This is a genomic window from Janthinobacterium sp. SUN100 (genome assembly GCF_030397705.1).
In the GTDB taxonomy this organism is placed as follows: domain Bacteria; phylum Pseudomonadota; class Gammaproteobacteria; order Burkholderiales; family Burkholderiaceae_D; genus Janthinobacterium; species Janthinobacterium kumbetense.
Genome location: NZ_JAPUBU010000005.1, coordinates 19,656 through 38,071 on the forward strand (window position 1 = coordinate 19,656; position 18,416 = coordinate 38,071).

At 62.7% G+C, this 18,416-nt stretch carries 15 protein-coding genes; 7 read left to right on the top strand and 8 right to left on the bottom strand.

Annotation, left to right across the window (positions count from 1 at the left end; translation table 11 throughout):
- Positions 1-128: 128 nt before the first annotated feature.
- The 7 genes from O0881_RS23085 to O0881_RS23115 all read right to left on the bottom strand — a co-directional run bounded on the left by O0881_RS23085 (position 129) and on the right by O0881_RS23115 (position 8,245).
- On the bottom strand, positions 129-1,100 hold the full coding sequence (locus tag O0881_RS23085; RefSeq protein WP_034754516.1) for an ABC transporter permease: 972 nt from the start codon (positions 1,098-1,100) through the stop codon (positions 129-131).
- A 4-nt stretch (positions 1,101-1,104) separates the two neighbouring features.
- Positions 1,105-2,184: an ABC transporter permease gene (locus tag O0881_RS23090; protein ID WP_035824975.1), complete on the bottom strand. Its 1,080-nt coding sequence runs from the start codon at positions 2,182-2,184 to the stop codon at positions 1,105-1,107.
- Positions 2,181-3,710, bottom strand: coding sequence for an ABC transporter ATP-binding protein (locus O0881_RS23095; RefSeq protein ID WP_289913260.1), 1,530 nt, complete (start codon positions 3,708-3,710; stop codon positions 2,181-2,183). The genes O0881_RS23090 and O0881_RS23095 overlap by 4 nt, the downstream gene beginning before the upstream one ends.
- An 81-nt stretch (positions 3,711-3,791) precedes the next feature.
- Positions 3,792-4,787, bottom strand: a complete 996-nt coding sequence (locus O0881_RS23100; protein ID WP_086145103.1) for a BMP family ABC transporter substrate-binding protein — start codon at positions 4,785-4,787, stop codon at positions 3,792-3,794.
- 379 nt (positions 4,788-5,166) lie between these two features.
- Positions 5,167-6,069 (bottom strand): LysR family transcriptional regulator, encoded by a 903-nt coding sequence (locus tag O0881_RS23105; protein WP_077400023.1) that lies wholly within the window; start codon positions 6,067-6,069, stop codon positions 5,167-5,169.
- Between the two features lie 87 nt (positions 6,070-6,156).
- Positions 6,157-7,086 carry a pseudouridine-5'-phosphate glycosidase gene (locus O0881_RS23110; RefSeq protein WP_099665374.1) on the bottom strand — a complete coding sequence of 310 codons (930 nt, stop codon included), beginning with the start codon at positions 7,084-7,086 and terminating at the stop codon, positions 6,157-6,159.
- A 1-nt stretch (position 7,087) separates the two neighbouring features.
- Positions 7,088-8,245, bottom strand: a complete 1,158-nt coding sequence (locus tag O0881_RS23115) for a carbohydrate kinase (protein ID WP_289913261.1) — start codon at positions 8,243-8,245, stop codon at positions 7,088-7,090.
- 380 nt (positions 8,246-8,625) lie between these two features.
- On the opposite strand from O0881_RS23115, the gene xapA reads away from it, so the two are divergent.
- The 7 genes from xapA to O0881_RS23150 all read left to right on the top strand — a co-directional run bounded on the left by xapA (position 8,626) and on the right by O0881_RS23150 (position 17,241).
- Complete coding sequence (xapA, locus tag O0881_RS23120) at positions 8,626-9,465, top strand: xanthosine phosphorylase (RefSeq protein ID WP_099665372.1); 840 nt, start codon at positions 8,626-8,628, stop codon at positions 9,463-9,465.
- A gap of 106 nt (positions 9,466-9,571) precedes the next feature.
- Entirely contained in the window at positions 9,572-10,765 is a 1,194-nt protein-coding gene (locus O0881_RS23125; RefSeq protein ID WP_289913262.1) for a phosphopentomutase, read from the top strand.
- Positions 10,762-11,721, top strand: a complete 960-nt coding sequence (gene deoC, locus O0881_RS23130; protein WP_046685481.1) for a deoxyribose-phosphate aldolase — start codon at positions 10,762-10,764, stop codon at positions 11,719-11,721. Before O0881_RS23125 ends, deoC begins: the two co-directional genes overlap by 4 nt.
- 42 nt (positions 11,722-11,763) lie before the next feature.
- A complete protein-coding gene (locus O0881_RS23135; protein WP_289913545.1) occupies positions 11,764-14,115 on the top strand; it encodes an aldehyde dehydrogenase family protein in 2,352 nt (783 codons plus the stop codon).
- A 74-nt stretch (positions 14,116-14,189) separates the two neighbouring features.
- Positions 14,190-15,512 (top strand): thymidine phosphorylase, encoded by a 1,323-nt coding sequence (gene deoA, locus O0881_RS23140; RefSeq protein WP_289913263.1) that lies wholly within the window; start codon positions 14,190-14,192, stop codon positions 15,510-15,512.
- An 87-nt stretch (positions 15,513-15,599) separates the two neighbouring features.
- Entirely contained in the window at positions 15,600-16,019 is a 420-nt protein-coding gene (locus O0881_RS23145; RefSeq protein ID WP_354004615.1) for a cytidine deaminase, read from the top strand.
- A 10-nt stretch (positions 16,020-16,029) separates the two neighbouring features.
- Positions 16,030-17,241, top strand: coding sequence for a nucleoside deaminase (locus O0881_RS23150; protein ID WP_289913264.1), 1,212 nt, complete (start codon positions 16,030-16,032; stop codon positions 17,239-17,241).
- 1 nt (position 17,242) lies between these two features.
- On the opposite strand, the gene O0881_RS23155 is transcribed toward O0881_RS23150, so the two are convergent.
- Positions 17,243-18,406 carry a dipeptidase gene (locus O0881_RS23155; RefSeq protein ID WP_289913265.1) on the bottom strand — a complete coding sequence of 388 codons (1,164 nt, stop codon included), beginning with the start codon at positions 18,404-18,406 and terminating at the stop codon, positions 17,243-17,245.
- Positions 18,407-18,416: the final 10 nt, after the last annotated feature.

The following is an 18,416-nucleotide window of genomic DNA, read 5'->3' on the forward strand; positions in this document are numbered from 1 at the left end:
GGGTGCCGACCAGATGGTGGCGGTGGCGCGCAACTTGGGCCTGGCCGTGTTTTTCTCGCTGGAAGAGATTGAGCAGGCGTAAAAAAGCGAAGCCCGCGGGCTTCGCTTTTTTATGATGTGATAGCCTCTTAACGGGACTTCACAAAGGGGATACCGATGGCCTTCGGCGCGATGGATTTCGCCATCAAGCCTGCCAGCACGATCACGGTGACCACGTACGGCACCATCTGGATCAGCGAGCCGGGGATGCGGCCCACGACGGGCAAGTCCACGCCTTCAATCTGAATCTGGATGGCGGCGAAGAAGCCGAACATCAAGCAGCCGAGGAAGGTGTAGACAGGACGCCAGTTGCCGAACACCATGGCCGTCAGGGCCAGGTAGCCGGCGCCGGCCGACATGTCGCGCAGGAAGAAGCCGCTTTGCACGATGGCAAGATATGCGCCCGAGAACGAGCACAGGATGCCGGCCACCAGCATGGCCAGGTAGCGCGTCGCTTCCACGCTGACGCCGGCCGAGTCGGCCGCGTGCGGGTTTTCGCCGCAGGCGCGCAGGCGCAGGCCGAAGCGCGTGTGGTACAGCAGCCAGTGCACGAGCGGAATCAGCAGGAATGCCACGTAGACGAGGATGGAATGGCCGCCGATCAGGTGGGCGTACACCCAGCCGATGAAGGGGATGTGTTCCACGTATTGCGTACCCGGCAAGACCACGTCGAACAGCCGCGCCGAACCGAGGTCGGGCGTGCGGCCGCCTTGCTGGAAGAAGAATTGCGCCAGAACAAACGTCAGTCCGCTCATGGCGATGTTGATCGCCATGCCGGCCACCAGCTGGTTGCCCTTTTGCGTGATGCTGACATACGCTTGTAGCAGGGCCAGCGCGACGCAGACGAGCATGCCGGCAGCCATGCCGTAATACGGGTTTTGCGTCGTGTAGGCCACGGCGGCGGAAGCGAAGGCGCTGGCCAGGATCTTGCCTTCCAGGCCGATGTCGATCATGCCGCTGCGTTCGGCAAACAGGCCGGCCATGGCGGCAAAGATCAGGACGGGCGCATTGCGCACGGTCGATACCAGGATGCTGGCGAATTGAAAGTCGTCGAGTGTCATGGTGTTAGCCTTTGGTGCGCTTGAGCAGGGCGGAAATGGCCGGTGCGTAGAAGTTTTCCATGGCGCCGCAGAACAGGATGATCAAGCCCTGGATGAAAATGAAAGTTTCCGTCGGGATATTCGGTTTTTCCAGCGACAAGTCGAAACCACCCTGTATCAGCGCGCCGAACAGCACGGCCGACAGGAAGATGCCGACCGGATGCTGGCGGCCCATCAGGGCGATGGCGATGCCGATGAAGCCGGCGCCGCCGACGAAATTGAGCGACAGATAATGCGTCGAACCCATGATGGAATTGACGGAACCCAAGCCTGCCAGCGCGCCGGAGATCAGCATGACGATGATGATCATCTTGCTGATCGACACGCCCGCATAGTGGGCCGCGTGCTTGTTGAGGCCCGTGGCGCGCAGCTTGAAGCCCCACGACGAGCGCCAGACCATCACGCCGTAAATTACCAGCGCGGCAATCGCCAGGATAAAGCTGATGTTCAGCGGGGTGTCGCCCAGCGACGGGAACCAGGTGGACAGGCGCGGCATTTCGCCGCTTTCCGCAAACACGCGGCTGGCCGTGTTCTGTTCGCCTGGCGGGATCAGGTATTTCACGATCACGAAGTTCATCAGGCTGGCGGCGATGAAGTTGAACATGATGGTGGTGACGACGATATGGCTGCCGCGCTTCGCTTGCAGGTAGCCGGGCAGGAAACCCCACAGCGCGCCGAACAGGGCCGCGCCGATCATGGCGGCCGGAATCAGCAGCCAGGCGGGCAGGGTCTGGTCGAAGGCCAGCATGGCGACAGTGAGGCCCAGGCCGCCGATATACATCTGGCCTTCGGAACCGATATTGAACAGGCCGGCCTGCATCGCCACGGAAACGGACAGGCCCGTGAAGATGAAGGTGCTGGCGTAGAACAGGGTATAGCTCAAGCCTTCCGGATTGAGGATGGCGCTGTGGACGAGGATCGACAGCGATTCGGCCGGGTCTTCGCCCAGCATATAAATCACCAGGGCTGCGACCAGCAAGGCCGACAGCAGGTTTAACATGGGCATGACAAAGGCTGTCGCCCAGCGTGGCAAGTCGTTATTCATGATTTATGCATTCCCCCCATCAACAGACCGATGCGGGTGGTATCGAATTCTTCAATTTTCAGTTCGCCGGTGATGCGTCCGCCGCACATGACGAGAATGCGGTCGGCCAGCGCCCGCACTTCTTCCAGTTCGACGGACACCAGCAGGATCGCCACGCCCGCGTCGCGCAGGGCCAGCAATTGCGTATGGATGCTTTCGATGGTGCCGATGTCGACGCCGCGCGTGGGCTGGCCCACCAGCATCAGTTTTGGCTTGGCCAGTACTTCGCGCGCGATCACCACCTTTTGCTGGTTACCGCCCGACAACAAGCCGATGCGCAGGTCCGGATTGGCCGGGCGCACGTCGAAAGTCTTCAGCAATTGCGCGCAGCGGGCGCCGATGGCCTTGAAGTTGAACAAGCCCCAGCGGTTTTTCAGGCGGTCCTGGTAACCGAGGATGGTGTTTTGCATGACGGAAAAATTTTTCACCACGCCATCGCGCAAGCGGTCTTCCGGAATGTGGGCGATGCCCAGTTCGCGGAAGGCCAGCGGCAAGCCGTCGGCATCGTGGCGCTTGGCAAACGGCAAGTCCTTGTCCAGGAAGCGCAGCTTGCCCGACGTCGGCAAACGCATGCCCGACAGGATTTCCAGCAGCTCGCTCTGCCCATTGCCCGACACCCCCGCGATGGCGACGATTTCGCCGGCGCGCAAGTTGAAACCTATGTCGGCCAGCAATTTGACTTGCTGGTCATCGGCCAGTTGCAAACCGTCAACTTCCAGCACCGTGGCGCCCGGATTGTACGGTGCGCGAGGCAAGTGGCTCTGGATGGGGCGGCCGACCATCATGTTGGCCAGTTCCTCTTTCGAGGTGCCGGCGGTCGCCACGGCGCCCACCACCGTGCCGCCGCGCATGACGGTGACGTTGTCGGTGATTTCCAGGATCTCTTGCAGCTTGTGCGTGATCAGGATGATGGTCTTGCCTTGTTCCTTGAACAGGCGCAAGATTTCAAACAGCGAAGCCGTTTCCTGGGCTGTCAGCACGGCTGTCGGCTCGTCGAGGATCAGGATATTGGCGCTGCGGTAAATCTGCTTGAGGATTTCCACGCGCTGCTGCGCACCGACGGAGAGGTCTTCGATCTTTGCCAGCGGGTCGACGTCGAGGCGGTAGCGGGCGCAAATCTCGCGCAACTTCGCTTCCGCTTCCGTGCGGTGGCTGGCCAGGCGAAAACCGCCTTCCGTGCCCAGCATGATATTGTCGAGAACGGTGAAGTTCTCGACCAGCATGAAGTGCTGGTGCACCATGCCGATGCCGAGGTTGATCGCTTCCTGGCTGTTGCGGATCGGTTGTACTTTTCCGTCGAGCAGGATTTCCCCGCCGTCGGCACGGTAATACCCGTACAGGATGCTCATCAAGGTCGATTTGCCGGCGCCGTTCTCCCCCACCAGGCCGTGGATACTGCCCTTGGCGATGGAGAAGTTGACGTCGGCGTTCGCCTTCACATGTCCAAACTGCTTGGAAATGCTGCGAAATTCTACTGCTGGCTGCATAGGTTCATAACTGGATAGTTTCATGGAAACGCGCCGCGCGGAGACTGGCCCCGGCGGCGCGCTAAAAGATACGGAGAAAAATTAAACCGGGCAGCTGCTGCCGACGCGGTAATCGATCACTTTGATCTTGCCATCGATGATGTCCTTACGCGCACCCAACACGCGCTTTTCGATTTCCGGCGTAATCAGCTTGCGGTTGTTCGCGTCGAGCGCCCAGTCCACGCCGCCTTCTTTCAAGCCTTTATAGCTGACGCCGCCCTTCCAAGTGCCGTTCTTGACTTCCATGAAGCTGTCATAGACGGTGTTGTCGACGCGCTTGACCATCGAGGTCAGGATGCTGCCTGGATACAGATGGTTCTGGTTCGAATCGACGCCGATGGCCAGCTTGCCTTTTTCCTTGGCCATTTGCAGGGTACCCATGCCGCTGCCGCCAGCGACGGCGAAGACGACATCGACGCCGCGCTCGAATTGCGAGCGGGCCAGTTCGCCGCCCTTGGCCGGGTCATTCCAGGCACCGGACGTGGTGCCGACCATGTTTTGCGTGATTTCCGCTTTCGCATTCACTGCCTTGACGCCTTGCGCGTAGCCGCAGGCGAAGTTGCGGATCAGGGGAATATCGATGCCGCCGATGAAGCCGACCTTCTTGCTCTTGCTGGCCATGGCCGCAGCCACGCCCACCAGGTAGGAGCCTTCTTCTTCCTTGAAGACGACGGAATTGACGTTGCTGCCGGCGGCCTGGCCGTCGATCAGCACGAATTTTACGTTCGGGAATTCCTTGGCGACCTTTTGCACGGCTTGCGTTTGCGCAAAGCCGATGGCGGCGATCATGTCGAGTTTCTTGCGGGCCAGGCCACGCATGACTTGCTCGGCTTGCGTATCGCTGGAGGCTTGCACTTCGATGAAGGAAATGCCCGTGTCTTTTTTGAAGCGCGAGGCGCCTTCGAAAGCGGATTGGTTGAACGACTTGTCGAACTTGCCGCCCGCGTCATACACGACACCCAGTTTTGGGGTAGCCGCGGACGCTTGAGCAGTCAGAAATACGGCTGCGATCGTCAAACTAAATTGTGTAAGTTTCATGAATTGGCTCCTGGAAGATCGATATTGTATATTTTTTATAGGTGAAACATATAATTTGGGGCCGATTTAGCCTGTTTTTGATGCACGAGGTGATAATTCCTTATCAACATTGCACTGTATTGCACAAGATCATTGCTGACCTTGACTGCTTTTATGTCGACAATGTGATGCTCATGCAACAGTCGACCCCGTGTCTTTTATAGGTACAACATCGAAGGGGGCTGCCGGAGCGGGCTGGGATGCGCCGTCAGTTGACGGGCAGGGCAAGCACGGAACCGGCGCCGCGATGGGCGTCCGAATCACTATGCATCATGCCAGATATGTATGACAAATACGTTTTTGTTTAGTTATTTATATGAAAGCCATATAAATTGCGGCTTCAAGCGGCGGGGGGATTCAGGATATTCAGGAAGGCCCGCACGACGGGCGCGTCGTCCAGCGTGGTGTAGCTGATATACAGGTTGGCCGACGGCGGATTGGTCTTGATCGGCAGAAACACCACGCCGGGCCAGCCGATGCGGCTCGTCGTTTCCGGCACCAGGGTCACGCCCAGGCCCGCGCCCACCATGGCCAGCAGGGTTTGCGGTTCGCTCGCTTCCTGGAAGATCACGGGTTCGAAGCCGGCATTGATGCAGCATTGCACCAGATAGCGGGGAAACGCGGATTTGTCGAGGTTCAGGGTGAGCATCGGTTCGTGGGCGATGTCGATCAGTTCGATGGACGTGTTTTTCGCCAGCGGGTGGTGTTCATTGACGGCCACGCAGACGTTTTCGCGGAAACACAGTTCCTGGCGTAAATTGTCGTGACGCAAGTCGTCGTCGTTGAGCTTGGGTTCGCGCCAGAAGCCCACGTCGATTTGCTTGGCGCGCAAGGCTTCGTATTGCACCGTGGGACCAAATTCATGGATGGTCCAGCTGACGCGGGGAAATTTGGTCTGGAATTCTTCCAGCAGGCTGGGAATGGGGCCCCACATGGCCGAGCCGACGATGCCCACGCGCAAGCGGCCCACTTCGCCGCGGTCGATCTGGCGGATGGTGTCGATGGTCATGCGCATCTTGGCCAGCAGGTCGGCCGCCTCGTTCATCAGCGCCTTGCCCGCCACGGTCAGTTCGAACGTGCGCGTGGTGCGCGCAAACAGGCGTACGCCCAGTTCGCTTTCCAGTTTCATGATCTGCTGGCTCAGGGGCGGCTGCGAGATATGCAGGCGCTCGGCGGCGCGGCTGAAGCTTTTCTCCTCGGCAACGGCAAGAAAATACTTTAACTGTTTCAGATCGATGGACATGCTTTCCTTGGCGTTGCGTGGTGCTAGGCGATGGAACGGCGCGCAGGCCTGGATGCCGGCATGCGCGCTTTCTTTACAGCAGTCCTATTATCGTGCCACGACTGCCTGCATGGCAATGGCCAGCGCCGTGCCGACCTGGGCATTGTGCTTGACCAGCGCAATATTCGTCGCCAGGCTGCGGCCATCCGTCAGCTGCTTGATGCGCGACAAGAGGAATGGCGTGACTTGCTTGCCCTTCACGCCGCCCGCATCCGCTTCCTGCAGCGCTTGCGTGGTGATGGCGTCGATTTCTTCCTTGGGCATGGCTTGCGCGGCCGGCACGGGGTTGCTGACGATCACGCCGCCTTTCAAGCCCAGTTGCCACTTGGTGCCGATGAAGGCAGCCTGTTCGGCGGCCGTATCGAGGCGGAAATCGGCCTTGAAACCGCTTTCGCGCGTGAAGAAGGCGGGGAAGCCTTCCTGGCCCACGCTGATGACGGGCACGCCATGGGTTTCCAGGTATTCCAGGGTCAGGCCGATGTCGAGGATGGATTTCACGCCCGCGCAGACGACGGCGACGGACGTTTGCGCCAGTTCCTGCAAGTCGGCGGAAATGTCGAAGCTCGTTTCGGCGCCGCGGTGCACGCCGCCGATGCCGCCCGTGACGAACACGGAAATACCCGCCAGTTCCGCGCAGATCATGGTGGCCGCCACGGTGGTGGCGCCCAGTTTACCCTGCGACAGGACGAACGGCAGGTCGCGGCGGCTGACTTTCATGGCGTCGGGCGAGGTGCCCAGCAATTCCAGTTGCTCGGGCGACAAGCCCACGCAGATCTTGCCGCCGATGATGGCGATGGTGGCCGGCACGGCGCCGCCGTCACGGATGATTTGCTCCACTTCGCGCGCCATTTCCACGTTTTGCGGATACGGCATGCCGTGCGAAATGATGGTCGATTCCAGCGCCACGATGGCCTTGCCGGCGGCGCGCGCGTCGAGCACTTCTTGCGAGAACAAGAGGAAATTCTGTAATTGGGTCATGTCAGTCCTGTTGAAAGAGGGTAGGGGGGGGCGGCGCCAGGTCAGCGTCGTCAATGTTGTCGAGCGCACCGGCGGAAATATGGGGGGAGACGGTGGCGGCCGATTCCAGGGTCATGGCGGCCAGTTTCAGGCCGCGCCGGCACGCCAGTTTCAAGTCGCCGCTGTCGTGGTACAGCGACCAGCAGACGGCGGCGGAAAACGCGTCGCCGGCGCCCGTCACGTCGACGGCGTCCACTTCGCGCGCGGCCAGATGCACGACAGGCGCGTCCAGGCTGTCGCCATCCGTGAAGTACACGCCTTCGCCGCCGCAGGTGACGATCACCTGGCGCGCGCCCTGGCGCTGCACTTCGCGGCAGGCGGCGCGCACTTCGAACGCCGTGGGCAAGGCCCGCGCCACGCGCGTTTCCAGTTCGCCACGGTTGAGTATCAGCAAATGCAAGCCCGTCAGGTCTTGCGGCAGGTGCGCCATCTTCGGCTGCGAGACGGCGACGATGACCAGCGGCGTCGCATGGGCGGCGTCCTGGCGCGCGTCGGCCAGCAGCGCCTGCACGCTGTCGTGGCCCAGGTTCAGGTCGCAGACGGTGAGGGCGGCGGCCGCGCGCTGCGGCTGGCGGCTGTGCAAAAAGGCGGGTGTCAGCTGTTCGTAGAGTTGCATATTGGCCATCGCCAGCAGCATTTCGCCATGTTCGTCGAGCACGGCCGTATAGGTGCCGCTGCTGGTGTTGCTCAAATGCAAGCTGCCGCGCATGTCGATGCCCGCGTCTTCCGCGTGCGTCTGCAGCGCGTGGCCGGCCGCATCGTCGCCCAGCGCCGTCAGCAGGGCGACGGGAATGGACAGGCGGGCCAGGTTTTCCGCGATGTTGCGGCCGACGCCGCCAAACACTTCTTCCGAGCGCACGGGATTCGAGGTGCCCATCTGCAAGGTCGCCAGCGTGCGCATCTTGCGGTCGAGGTTAGCGGCGCCTATGCACAGCACGGGACGGCTGTCGGGCAGCACATAGGCGCGTCCCAGCAGGCGTCGTTCGCGGATCAAACCGGCGATGTGGCCGGCGACGGCCGAGCGCGACAAGCCCAGTTCGCTCGCCAGGTCTTGCTGCGAGATGAAGGGGTTGTTGCGGATCAGCGTGTACAGCTGGTCTTTTTTATTGGTGTCGGTCACAAGGTTTTCGCTGAAGGTTTAAACATTTGTCCGTGACTGTAAACATTTGTCTTCCATGTGTCAAGCCCATGTCAAGCCCGTGTCAGGCGTGCGCGAAAAGCGGTCGTATGGAGCTTGTATGCATGCATTTTCGGGGCATGGCAGGTCAGGGCTTGCCTGGACTATAATGTCGGCCATTTATATTTGAATTGTATAAATGGGCAAGAAAAATGGTATTTGCCATACATATTCCGTTTGATGCATAGTGGCGGCAAATAGTGGCAATACGCATTTCGATATACCTGTAACACCATACTTAGCCGATACCTGGGCCGCAGTCCTTCATTGGGCTCGGCCGCGCAGGCAGCAACCCATCATCATTAGTCAATCAGAGGATAACCATGTCGAACAACAGCCCTTTCCACGCCGCCGAAATCATCCGTGCCCGCGCTCCTGCAAATTTCAAGCCGCGCGTGGCGATGATCCTCGGCTCCGGCCTGGGTGTGTTGGCCGAGCAGATGACGGACGCCGTCAGCATCAGCTTTGACGAATTGCCAGGCTTCCCGATCAGCACCGTGCACGGCCATGCCGGCGAACTGGTGGTCGGCACCCTGTCGGGCGTCGCCGTCGTCTGCATGAAGGGCCGTGGCCACTTCTACGAAGGCTATGGCATGGGCGTCATGACGAGCGCCATCCGCACCCTGAAACTGCTGGGCTGCGAAATGCTGTTCGTCACCAACGCCGCCGGTTCCCTGCGTCCTGAAGTGGACGCTGGCAGCCTGGTCGCCATCAGCGACCATATCAACCTGTTGCCAGGCACGCCGATGGTCGGCCCGAACGACGACCGCTTCGGCCCGCGCTTCTTCAGCATGGCCAACGCCTACGATGCGGATCTGCGCAACCTGGTCAAGGACACGGCCGCCACGAACGGCATCACCCTGCACGAAGGCGTGTTCGTCGCCTACCCTGGCCCGAACTTCGAGACGGCAGCGGAAATCCGCATGATGGCCCGCCTGGGCGCCGACACGGTCGGCATGTCGGTGGTGCCGGAAGTGGTGTCGGCCCGTCATTGCGACTTGAAAGTGGTGGGCGTGTCCGTCATCACCAATCTGGCCGAAGGCATGTCGCCATTCGCCCTGTCGCACGAACAGACCCTGAAATACGCGGCCATCGGCGCCAAAGACCTGGTCAAGCTGATCCTGGCTTTCCTCTCCAAAGTCGCTGAAAAACCGCAAGCCTAAGCACTTTTTTATGCAGTAGCGGCGCGCCGGCCACCGGCGCTGCCGCGCGGCAGGCCGGGAAAATCCGGCCTACACTGTCCGCATCATCCACAAAGCGAGCCTTATCATGTCACGCGCATTTATCCTCCTGCTTGATTCCTTCGGCCTTGGCGCGACGCCAGACGCTGCCAAGTATGGCGACGCAGGTGCCAATACCTTTGGCCATATTGCCAGCACTGTCGCCAAAAGCGGCAAGACCTTGAAACTCCCGAACATGGAACGCCTGGGCCTGGGCGCCGCGGCGCACCTGGCCAGCGGCGAATGGGCCACGGGCTTCGAGCAGCGCGACGGTTTCACCGGCGCCTACGGCGCGGCGCGCGAGCGCTCCACCGGCAAGGACACGCAGAGCGGCCACTGGGAAATCGCCGGTGTGCCCGTCGAATTCGACTGGGGCTACTTCCCCCGCACGACGCCATCGTTTCCGGCCGACCTGACCGACAAGCTGAAAGCCATGTCCGGCGTGCCGGGCTTCCTCGGCGACTGCCATGCCTCTGGCACGGACATCATCAACAAGCATGGCGACGAGCACGTCGCCACCGGCAAGCTGATTATCTATACCTCGGGCGACTCGGTGATGCAGATCGCCGCGCACGAAGAATCGTTCGGCCTCGAGCGCCTGTATGAAGTGTGCGAAATGGCCTTCAAGCTGGTCGAGCCGTACAACATCGGCCGCGTCATCGCCCGCCCGTTCACCGGCAGCAATGGCAACTACACGCGCACTTCCAACCGCCACGACTACGCCGTCGCGCCGCCAAGCAAGACGCTGCTCGACCACGTCAAGGATGCGGGCGGCGAAGTCGTCGGCCTGGGCAAGATCAGCGACATTTTCGCCACCCAGGGCATCTCGCGCGTCGTCAAAGGCGTCGACAACATGGCGCTGTTCGAAGCGCTGTTGAAGACGGCCGATGAAGTGCGGGACAAGTCGCTCACTTTTGTGAACTTCGTCGATTTCGACCAGGCTTTCGGCCACCGCCGCAACGTCGAAGGCTATGCCGACGCGCTGCGCGAAATGGATGCGCGCTTGCCGGAATTCATGGCCAAGCTCAAGGAAGGCGACCTGGTCGTGATCACCGCCGACCATGGTTGCGACCCTACCTGGCACGGCTCCGACCACACCCGCGAACACATTCCGATGATCTTCTTCGGCCCCGGCGTCGCTCCGCGCGCACTGGGTATTTCCGAGACGTTCTCCGATATTGGCCAAACCCTCGCCAAGCACCTTGGCGTACCACCACTTGCTAATGGAACCAGCTTGTTATGACACTCATGCACCCCGAATTCAAGCGTAACGAGGCCGTTGGCCTCGACCTGGGCTGGATCAACCAGATCCGCGTCAACCGCGCCGCGACGGACCGCCGCGCGGCCAGCCTGGCGAACCGCCGCACGGTGAAAAAGGAATACCAGGCCGCCTGGCTGGTGAAAGCCATCCAGATGATCGACCTGACCACCCTGGGCGGCGACGATACGCCGGGCCGCGTGGAACGCCTGTGCATGAAGGCCATGCGCCCGCTGCGCGCCGACCTGATGGACGCGTTGGGCTTGACGGAACTGAGCACCGGCGCCGTGTGCGTGTACCACGAGATGATCCAGCCGGCCGTGAAAGTCATCCAGGGCCGCTTGCCCATCGCCGCCGTGTCGACGGGTTTCCCTGCCGGCTTGACGAGCATGGAAACGAAGCTGCGCGAGATCGAACTGTCGGTCGCCGCGGGCGCCTCGGAAATCGATATCGTCATCACGCGCCAGCATGTCCTGAACGGCAACTGGCAAGTGCTGTACGACGAAATGCTGGCTTACCGCAAGGCTTGCGGCGAAGCGCACGTGAAGGCGATTCTCGCCACGGGCGACTTGCTGACCATGGAAAACGTGGCCAAGGCGTCGTGGGTCTGCATGATGGCAGGCGCCGATTTCATCAAGACTTCCACCGGCAAGGAGGGCGTGAACGCCACCATCCCCGTGGCCCTGACGATGGTGCGCACGATCCGCGAATACCACGAGCAGACGGGTTTCCAGGTGGGCTTCAAGCCGGCCGGCGGCGTCAGCTCGGCCAAGAGCGCGCTGCAATACCTGACCCTGATGAAGGAAGAGCTGGGCAACGAATGGCTGCAGCCGCACCTGTTCCGCATCGGCGCTTCCAGCCTGCTGACCGACATCGAGCGCCAGCTCGAGCACTACGTCACCGGCAGCTACTCGGCCAATCATCGTCACGCACAACCTTAAAGAACAATCGTCATGCCAACAATTAACGAGATTCTCAATACTATGGACTACGGCCCTGCTCCCGAAAGTCAAAAAGAAGCGCAGGCGTGGCTCGACGGCCACCAGCGCACATTCGGTCTGTTCGTCGACAATGCCTGGAGCGAGCCGGCCGAGCTGTTCGCCTCGACCAATCCTGCCGACGGCACGCAACTGGCCGAGCTGACGCAAGCCACGGATGCCGACGTGGAACGCGCCGTGGAAGCGGCGCGCCGCGCGCTGCCCGTATGGCAAGGCATGGGCGGCCATGGCCGCGCGAAAGTCATGTACGCGCTGGCCCGCCTGCTGCAAAAGCACTCGCGCCTGTTCGCCGTGCTGGAAACCCTGGACAACGGCAAGACCATCCGCGAAACGCGCGATATCGACTTGCCGCTGGCCGCGCGCCATTTCTACCATCACGCCGGCTGGGCGCAGCTGCAGTCGGAAGAATTCGCCGACTACCGCGCCGTGGGCGTGGTGGGCCAGATCGTGCCGTGGAATTTCCCCCTGCTGATGCTGTCGTGGAAAATCGCCCCGGCCCTGGCCGCGGGTAACACGGTGGTCTTCAAGCCGGCCGAATTCACCTCGCTGACGGCCATGCTGTTCGCCGAATTGTGCGTGCAGGCGGGTGTGCCGGCTGGCGTGGTCAACATCGTCACGGGCGACGGCCGCGTGGGCTCGGCCATCGTCAACCACCCTGGCGTCGACAAGATCGCGTTTACGGGTTCCACGGAAGTGGGCCGCCTGATTCGCGAGGCGACGGCCGGCAGCGGCAAGAAGCTGTCTCTCGAATTGGGCGGCAAGTCGCCGTTCATCGTCTTCGAAGACGCGGACCTGGACGGCGCCGTGGAAGGCCTGGTCGATTCGATCTGGTTCAACCAGGGACAAGTCTGCTGCGCCGGTTCGCGCCTGCTGGTGCAGGAATCGATCCAGGAGCGCTTCCTGAACAAGGTACGCGCCCGCATGGAAAACCTGCGCCTCGGTTCGCCGCTGGACAAATCGATGGACGTGGGCGCGCTGGTCGACCCCGTGCAGCGCCAGCGCATCGCTGCGCTGGTCGATTCGGCCCGTGCCGAAGGCTGCGACGTATGGCAACCGGCGTGCGAATTGCCGGCGGACGGTTCGTGGTTCCCGCCGACCCTGATCACGGGCGCGTCCACTTCCGCCGCCGTGGCGCAAGCTGAAATCTTCGGCCCCGTGCTGGTGGCGATGAGCTTCCGCACGCCGCCTGAAGCGGTGCAACTGGCGAACAACACGGTGTACGGCCTGGCCGCCAGCGTGTGGACCGAGTCGATCAGCCTGGCGCTGGACATCGCGCCTGCCATCAAGGCTGGCGTGGTGTGGATCAACAGCGCCAACCAGTTCGACGCGGCGTGCGGCTTCGGCGGCTACCGCGAATCGGGCTTCGGCCGTGAAGGCGGCCGCGAAGGCATGCTGGAATACATGACGGCCCTGGCCGAAGATGCGCGTCCGGCCTTGCTGGTGGTAGAAGCCAAGGCCAAGGCGGCGGCAAAGCCGGCGGCAGCCGATCCGTTCGCCATCGACCGCACGGCCAAGATGTACATCGGCGGCAAGCAGGCACGCCCTGACAGCGCCTACAGCGTGCCCGTATTCGGCGCGAATGGCGCTCTGCTGGCCGAAGTGGGCGTGGGCAGCCGCAAGGACATCCGCAATGCCGTCGAAGCGGCCCATAAAGCGTCCGGCTGGACCAGCGCCACGGCGCACAACCGCGCGCAAGTGCTGTACTACATCGCCGAAAACCTGGCAGCGCGCGCCGACGAATTTGCCGCCCGCATCGCTGCCATGACGGGCAGTAAAAATCCTGAAAAGGAAGTGCAGGCATCGATCGAACGCCTGTTCTACTACGCCGCCTGGGCCGACAAGTACGACGGCCTGGCGCACCAGCCGCCAACCAAGGGCATCACCGTGGCGCTCAATGAAGCGGTCGGCGTGATCGGTATCGTCTGCCCGAACGAAGCGCCTTTGCTGGGCTTCATTTCGCTGGTGGCGCCGGCCATCGCGCTGGGCAACCGCGTGGTGGTGGTACCGTCGGAAGCGCATCCGCTCTCCGCGCTGGACCTGTACCAGGTGTTCGACACGTCCGACTTGCCGGGCGGCGTCGTCAACATTATCAGCGGCAACGCCGATGAACTGGCGCGCACCCTGGCCACGCACGCCGACATCGACGCCGTCTGGCGCCATGACGGTTCGCTTGACGGCTGCGCCGAAGTCGAGCGCCTGTCGGCCGGCACCCTGAAGCGCACCTGGGTAGGCGGCGCCAAGGGCCGCGACTGGTACAGCGCCGCGCAAAGCGGCGGCCGTGCCGTGCTGGCGCATGCGTCGCAAGTGAAAAACGTGTGGATTCCTTACGGCGTCTGATAAGTAGCTAGCGTTACAAAGCTGGGGTCAGATCCGCAGGGACTGACCCCAGATCTCATGATTGGAGTTATTCCATGTTGTTAACCCAGGAAATCATTCGCAAGAAACGCGACAAGGGCGTGCTGAGCGCCGAGGAAATCCAGTTTTTCGTGCGCGGCATCACTGACGGCAGCGTCAGCGAAGGCCAGATCGCGGCGCTGGGCATGGCCGTCTATTTCAATGACATGAACATGGACGAGCGCGTGGCGTTCACCCTGGCCATGCGCGATTCCGGCCAGGTGCTGGACTGGCGTTCGCTGAACTTGCCGGGCCCCATCGTCGACAAGCATTCGACGGGCGGCGTGGGCGATGTCGTCTCCCTGCTGCTGGGCCCCATGGTCGCCGCGTGCGGAGGCTACGTGCCGATGATCTCGGGCCGCGGCCTGGGACACACGGGCGGCACCTTGGACAAGTTCGACGCCATTCCAGGCTATTGCACGGTGCCGGACAATGAATTGTTCCGCAAGGTGGTCAAGGAAGTGGGCGTGGCCATCATCGGCCAGACGGCGCAGCTGGCGCCGGCCGACAAGCGTTTCTACAGCATCCGCGACGTCACCGCCACGGTGGAATCGGTGGCCATGATTACCGGCTCCATCCTGTCGAAGAAACTGTCGGCCGGGCTGGACGCGCTGGTGATGGATGTCAAAGTGGGCACGGGCGCCTTCATGCCGACCTACGACAAATCGGTGGAACTGGCCGAAAGCATCGTCGCCGTCGGCAATGGCGCGGGCATGCAGACGTCGGCGATTTTGACGGACATGAACGAGTCGCTGGCGCCGTACGCCGGCAATGCGCTGGAAGTGCGCGGCGCCATGGATTACCTGACGGGCCGTTCGCGTCCCGCGCGCCTGCATGAAGTCACCCTGGCGCTGTGCGCCGAGATGCTGGTGCTGGGCGGCCTGGCCGCCACCGAAGAAGAGGCGCGCGTGAAATTGATGGCGGCCCTCGATTCGGGCGAAGCGGCCGAGCGCTTTGCGCGCATGGTGTCCGCACTGGGCGGCCCGGCCGACCTGGTCGAACATCCGGACAAGCACCTGGAACAGGCGCCGTTCGTCGTGCCGGCGCCTGCGCTGTCGTCCGGTTACGCCAACGTGCGCGATTGCCGCGCCATCGGCCTGGCCGTGGTGGCCCTGGGCGGCGGCCGACGCCGTCCGACGGACAGCATCGATTTCGCCGTCGGCCTGACGGATCTGGTGGGCCTGGGCGAGCAGGTTGCTGTCGGCCAGCCGCTGGCCATGGTGCACGCGCGCACGGCAGCGGCGGCGCAGCAAGCCGTCAAGGAAATCCAGGATGCGTATGCCATCAGCGCGGTGGCGCTGGCGGCCAATCCGGTGATTTACCGTACCATACGTCCGTAGTTGAAAACCGGAGTGAGACCCCCGCTTGCGATAGCGCTAAGCTTTGTGTCGGCGGTGGTCTGACCCCAGTCTTATGAATTCAAGGGTATTGCAGAAAAAATGAACAACCAAGAACTGATCGCCGAAGCCAATGCCGGCCGTGAACTGGCCTACGCGCCCTACTCGCGTTTCAAGGTGGGCGCGGCGCTGCTGTGCAAGGATGGCCGCGTCTTCCGTGGCTGTAACGTGGAAAACGCCGCTTATGGCCTGTGCAACTGCGCCGAGCGCACGGCGTTTTTCAGCGCCATCGCGCATGGCTGCAAACCGGGCGATTTCGCCAAGCTGGCCGTCACGGGCGACACGGCGGAACCGATTTCGCCATGCGGCGCCTGCCGTCAGGTGATGTTCGAGATGGGCGGCGCCGACCTGCCCGTAATTCTGACGAACCTGAAAAACGATGTCATGGAAGTGACGGCGGGCTGGCTGCTGCCGCATGGCTTCGGCAATTCCGACCTGGACATGAAGTAACAGGATCCGCTTGAACAAGACGATCGACATCCAGGCCGCCGTGGCGATTGCCGCGGCCGAAGCCATGGCCGCCAAGACGCAAGGCACCTTCGGCGTGGGCGGCGTGCTGCTCGATGGTGCCGGCAACGTGCTGCAATCGATGCACAACAACGTCGTGCGCCAGGGCCTGGTGTTCGATCCCACGGCGCATGGCGAACGCCAGCTGGTGGACTGGTATTTCGCCGAACGGGCCAAGGGCACGCCCTTGCCGCCGCCGGGCGAACTGACCATCGTCACCTCGCTCGACCCCTGCTGCATGTGCACGGGAGCGATTCTGGCGGCCGGTTTCAACGTGGTGGTGGCCGCGCCCGATGTCAAGGCCGGCATCAATTACGATGGTAGCGCCACGTTTACAGCTTTGCCGGCGCCCCTGCAGGCGCAGGCCGGTCGCAGCTTTTGCTATCCGGCCGTGCGCGGCGCCACCGAGTATGCGCGCCTGCCTTCCGGCGCCACGCCCAAGTCTTTTTTCATCGGCAAGAGCATCCACGAGGCGACGCAGGCTCTGTGCTCGCTCGTGTTCGAGTCGACATCGGCGCAGGTGATGCAGCTGCTGAACGCCGGCGACGACGTGTACTTGCGCGATCCCGCCACCTTGCCATCCGAGCATGCCGTGGTGCGCGCCCTGCGCCGCCGCTATCCCGATGCCCTCACTTACCGTTGCGACCCGCACGCGCCCGATGCGGGCCTGGCGCCATTCCTGCAGGCGGCCATGGAGCAGGATGTGCGCGATGGTGGCCAGGGCGACGCGGCCGCCTTGCTCGATTCCTTCGGCAACCTGCTGCTGTGCATGCCGGGAAACGTGGCGCAATCGGCCATCCGCACGCCGTTCATGGAATGCACGCGGCAGTACGCGCAGCTGCGCTTTGAGCTGATGGCGAATGCGGCGCCGGCGCTGCAGGAAGAATTCAAAAGCTATCTGGGCCACCCCAAGCACGGCACCTTCGTGCTGGCCATCGGCCCGGACGACAGCGCCGCCAGTTTCATGACCCTGGGCGCCTACGGCTCCACCATGGAGGGGGCACTGCCGGAGAATAATCCGGCGCAATTCCAGTACGTGCGACCCGTCATGGCGGAAGACGCGCTGCTGGCGCTGTGCGAGTCGATGCCGCCGCTGTACCGCAAGCTGATACGCATCCGGCCACGCCAGGTGGCCGACCAGGCCCTGGTCCAGGCGTTAGGCTAGCCTAGGCGTCATCGTCCGGCAGGTTTTTCAGTAAAAAGTCGCGCACGTTTTCTCCCGCCACGCGGCGGATCTGCGCTTCCGACAAGCCTGCGTCGAGCAGGGCTTGCGTCAGGCGCGGCAAGCCCGTCGCATCGATGGCCGTGGTGACGGCGCCGTCGAAGTCCGAGCCATAGGCCACGTGCTCCGCACCGATCAGTTTTACCGTGTACTTGATGGCGCGCGCGATGGACGCCACGTCCTTGCCGCAGACGGCCGTATTCCAGAAACCGATGCCCACCAGGCCACCCTGGGCGGCGATGCGTTTCAGTTGTGCGTCGCTCAGGTTGCGCCCGTTGGCGCAAGTGCCGCGCACGCCCGTGTGCGACACCATTACGGGGCGTTTCGCCATCGTCAATACGTCGTCGATGGTGGCTGGCGAGGCGTGCGCCAGGTCGACGATCATCTTGCGTTGCTCCATGGCGCGCAGCCATTGCTTGCCCAGCGGCGTCAAGCCGCCTTTCTTCAAGCCGTGCTGGGAGCCGGACAGTTCCGTGTCGAAGAAATGCGTGGGCGCGGCCATGCGGTAGCCGGCCCGGTACAGGGTATCGAGGTTGTCCAGCTTGCCTTCGAGCGCATGCGCGCCTTCCAGTGTCAGCCAGCCGGCCAGCAGGGCGGGATCTTGCTCGCGCGCGGCGATGAAGCTGCGCAGCTGGGCGCGGCTGCCGATGACCCTGACCTTGCCCTGGCTCTTGGCCGCTTGCTGGCGCAGCTCGTCGGCCTGGTAGGTGGCGCGCGCCAGCAGGCTGTTCCAGGTGGCAGGCGGCAAGCCTTGCGCCACCACCAGGGCCGTGATGTTGTCCGTATCGCTGCCATTGCGCTCGATATTCATCTTGCGCGGCGTCTTGGTGACGACGGAAAAGGCTTGCAGCGCCACGTTGGCCCGCTGCAGGCGGGGGAAGTCGACATGCCCGCGCTGGCTGTCGCGGTTCAGGTTGCGTTGCCACAGCAGGCTGTCCGCGTGCAGGTCGGCGATCCACAGGCTCTGGTGCAGGGCCACAGTGGCTGCCGATGGCGCCTTGCCGGACGGAGGATGGACGCGGTTGAGGTGCTCGTCGACGAGGACGGGAGCGGACAGGAAACCGCCGATCAGCGCAAGGCTGGCGGCGGCGAGGGTACTGATAATCATTGTTCTCCGT

Bases quoted from the DNA above. Each gene is read 5' to 3' on its own strand.
- O0881_RS23085 (WP_034754516.1), bottom strand. From the start codon at position 1,100: ATGACACTCGACGACTTTCAATTCGCCAGCATCCTGGTATCGACCGTG.
- O0881_RS23090 (WP_035824975.1), bottom strand. From the start codon at position 2,184: ATGAATAACGACTTGCCACGCTGGGCGACAGCCTTTGTCATGCCCATG.
- O0881_RS23095 (WP_289913260.1), bottom strand. From the start codon at position 3,710: ATGCAGCCAGCAGTAGAATTTCGCAGCATTTCCAAGCAGTTTGGACAT.
- O0881_RS23100 (WP_086145103.1), bottom strand. From the start codon at position 4,787: ATGAAACTTACACAATTTAGTTTGACGATCGCAGCCGTATTTCTGACT.
- O0881_RS23105 (WP_077400023.1), bottom strand. From the start codon at position 6,069: ATGTCCATCGATCTGAAACAGTTAAAGTATTTTCTTGCCGTTGCCGAG.
- O0881_RS23110 (WP_099665374.1), bottom strand. From the start codon at position 7,086: ATGACCCAATTACAGAATTTCCTCTTGTTCTCGCAAGAAGTGCTCGAC.
- xapA (WP_099665372.1), top strand. From the start codon at position 8,626: ATGTCGAACAACAGCCCTTTCCACGCCGCCGAAATCATCCGTGCCCGC.
- O0881_RS23125 (WP_289913262.1), top strand. From the start codon at position 9,572: ATGTCACGCGCATTTATCCTCCTGCTTGATTCCTTCGGCCTTGGCGCG.
- deoC (WP_046685481.1), top strand. From the start codon at position 10,762: ATGACACTCATGCACCCCGAATTCAAGCGTAACGAGGCCGTTGGCCTC.
- O0881_RS23135 (WP_289913545.1), top strand. From the start codon at position 11,764: ATGGACTACGGCCCTGCTCCCGAAAGTCAAAAAGAAGCGCAGGCGTGG.
- deoA (WP_289913263.1), top strand. From the start codon at position 14,190: ATGTTGTTAACCCAGGAAATCATTCGCAAGAAACGCGACAAGGGCGTG.
- O0881_RS23155 (WP_289913265.1), bottom strand. From the start codon at position 18,406: ATGATTATCAGTACCCTCGCCGCCGCCAGCCTTGCGCTGATCGGCGGT.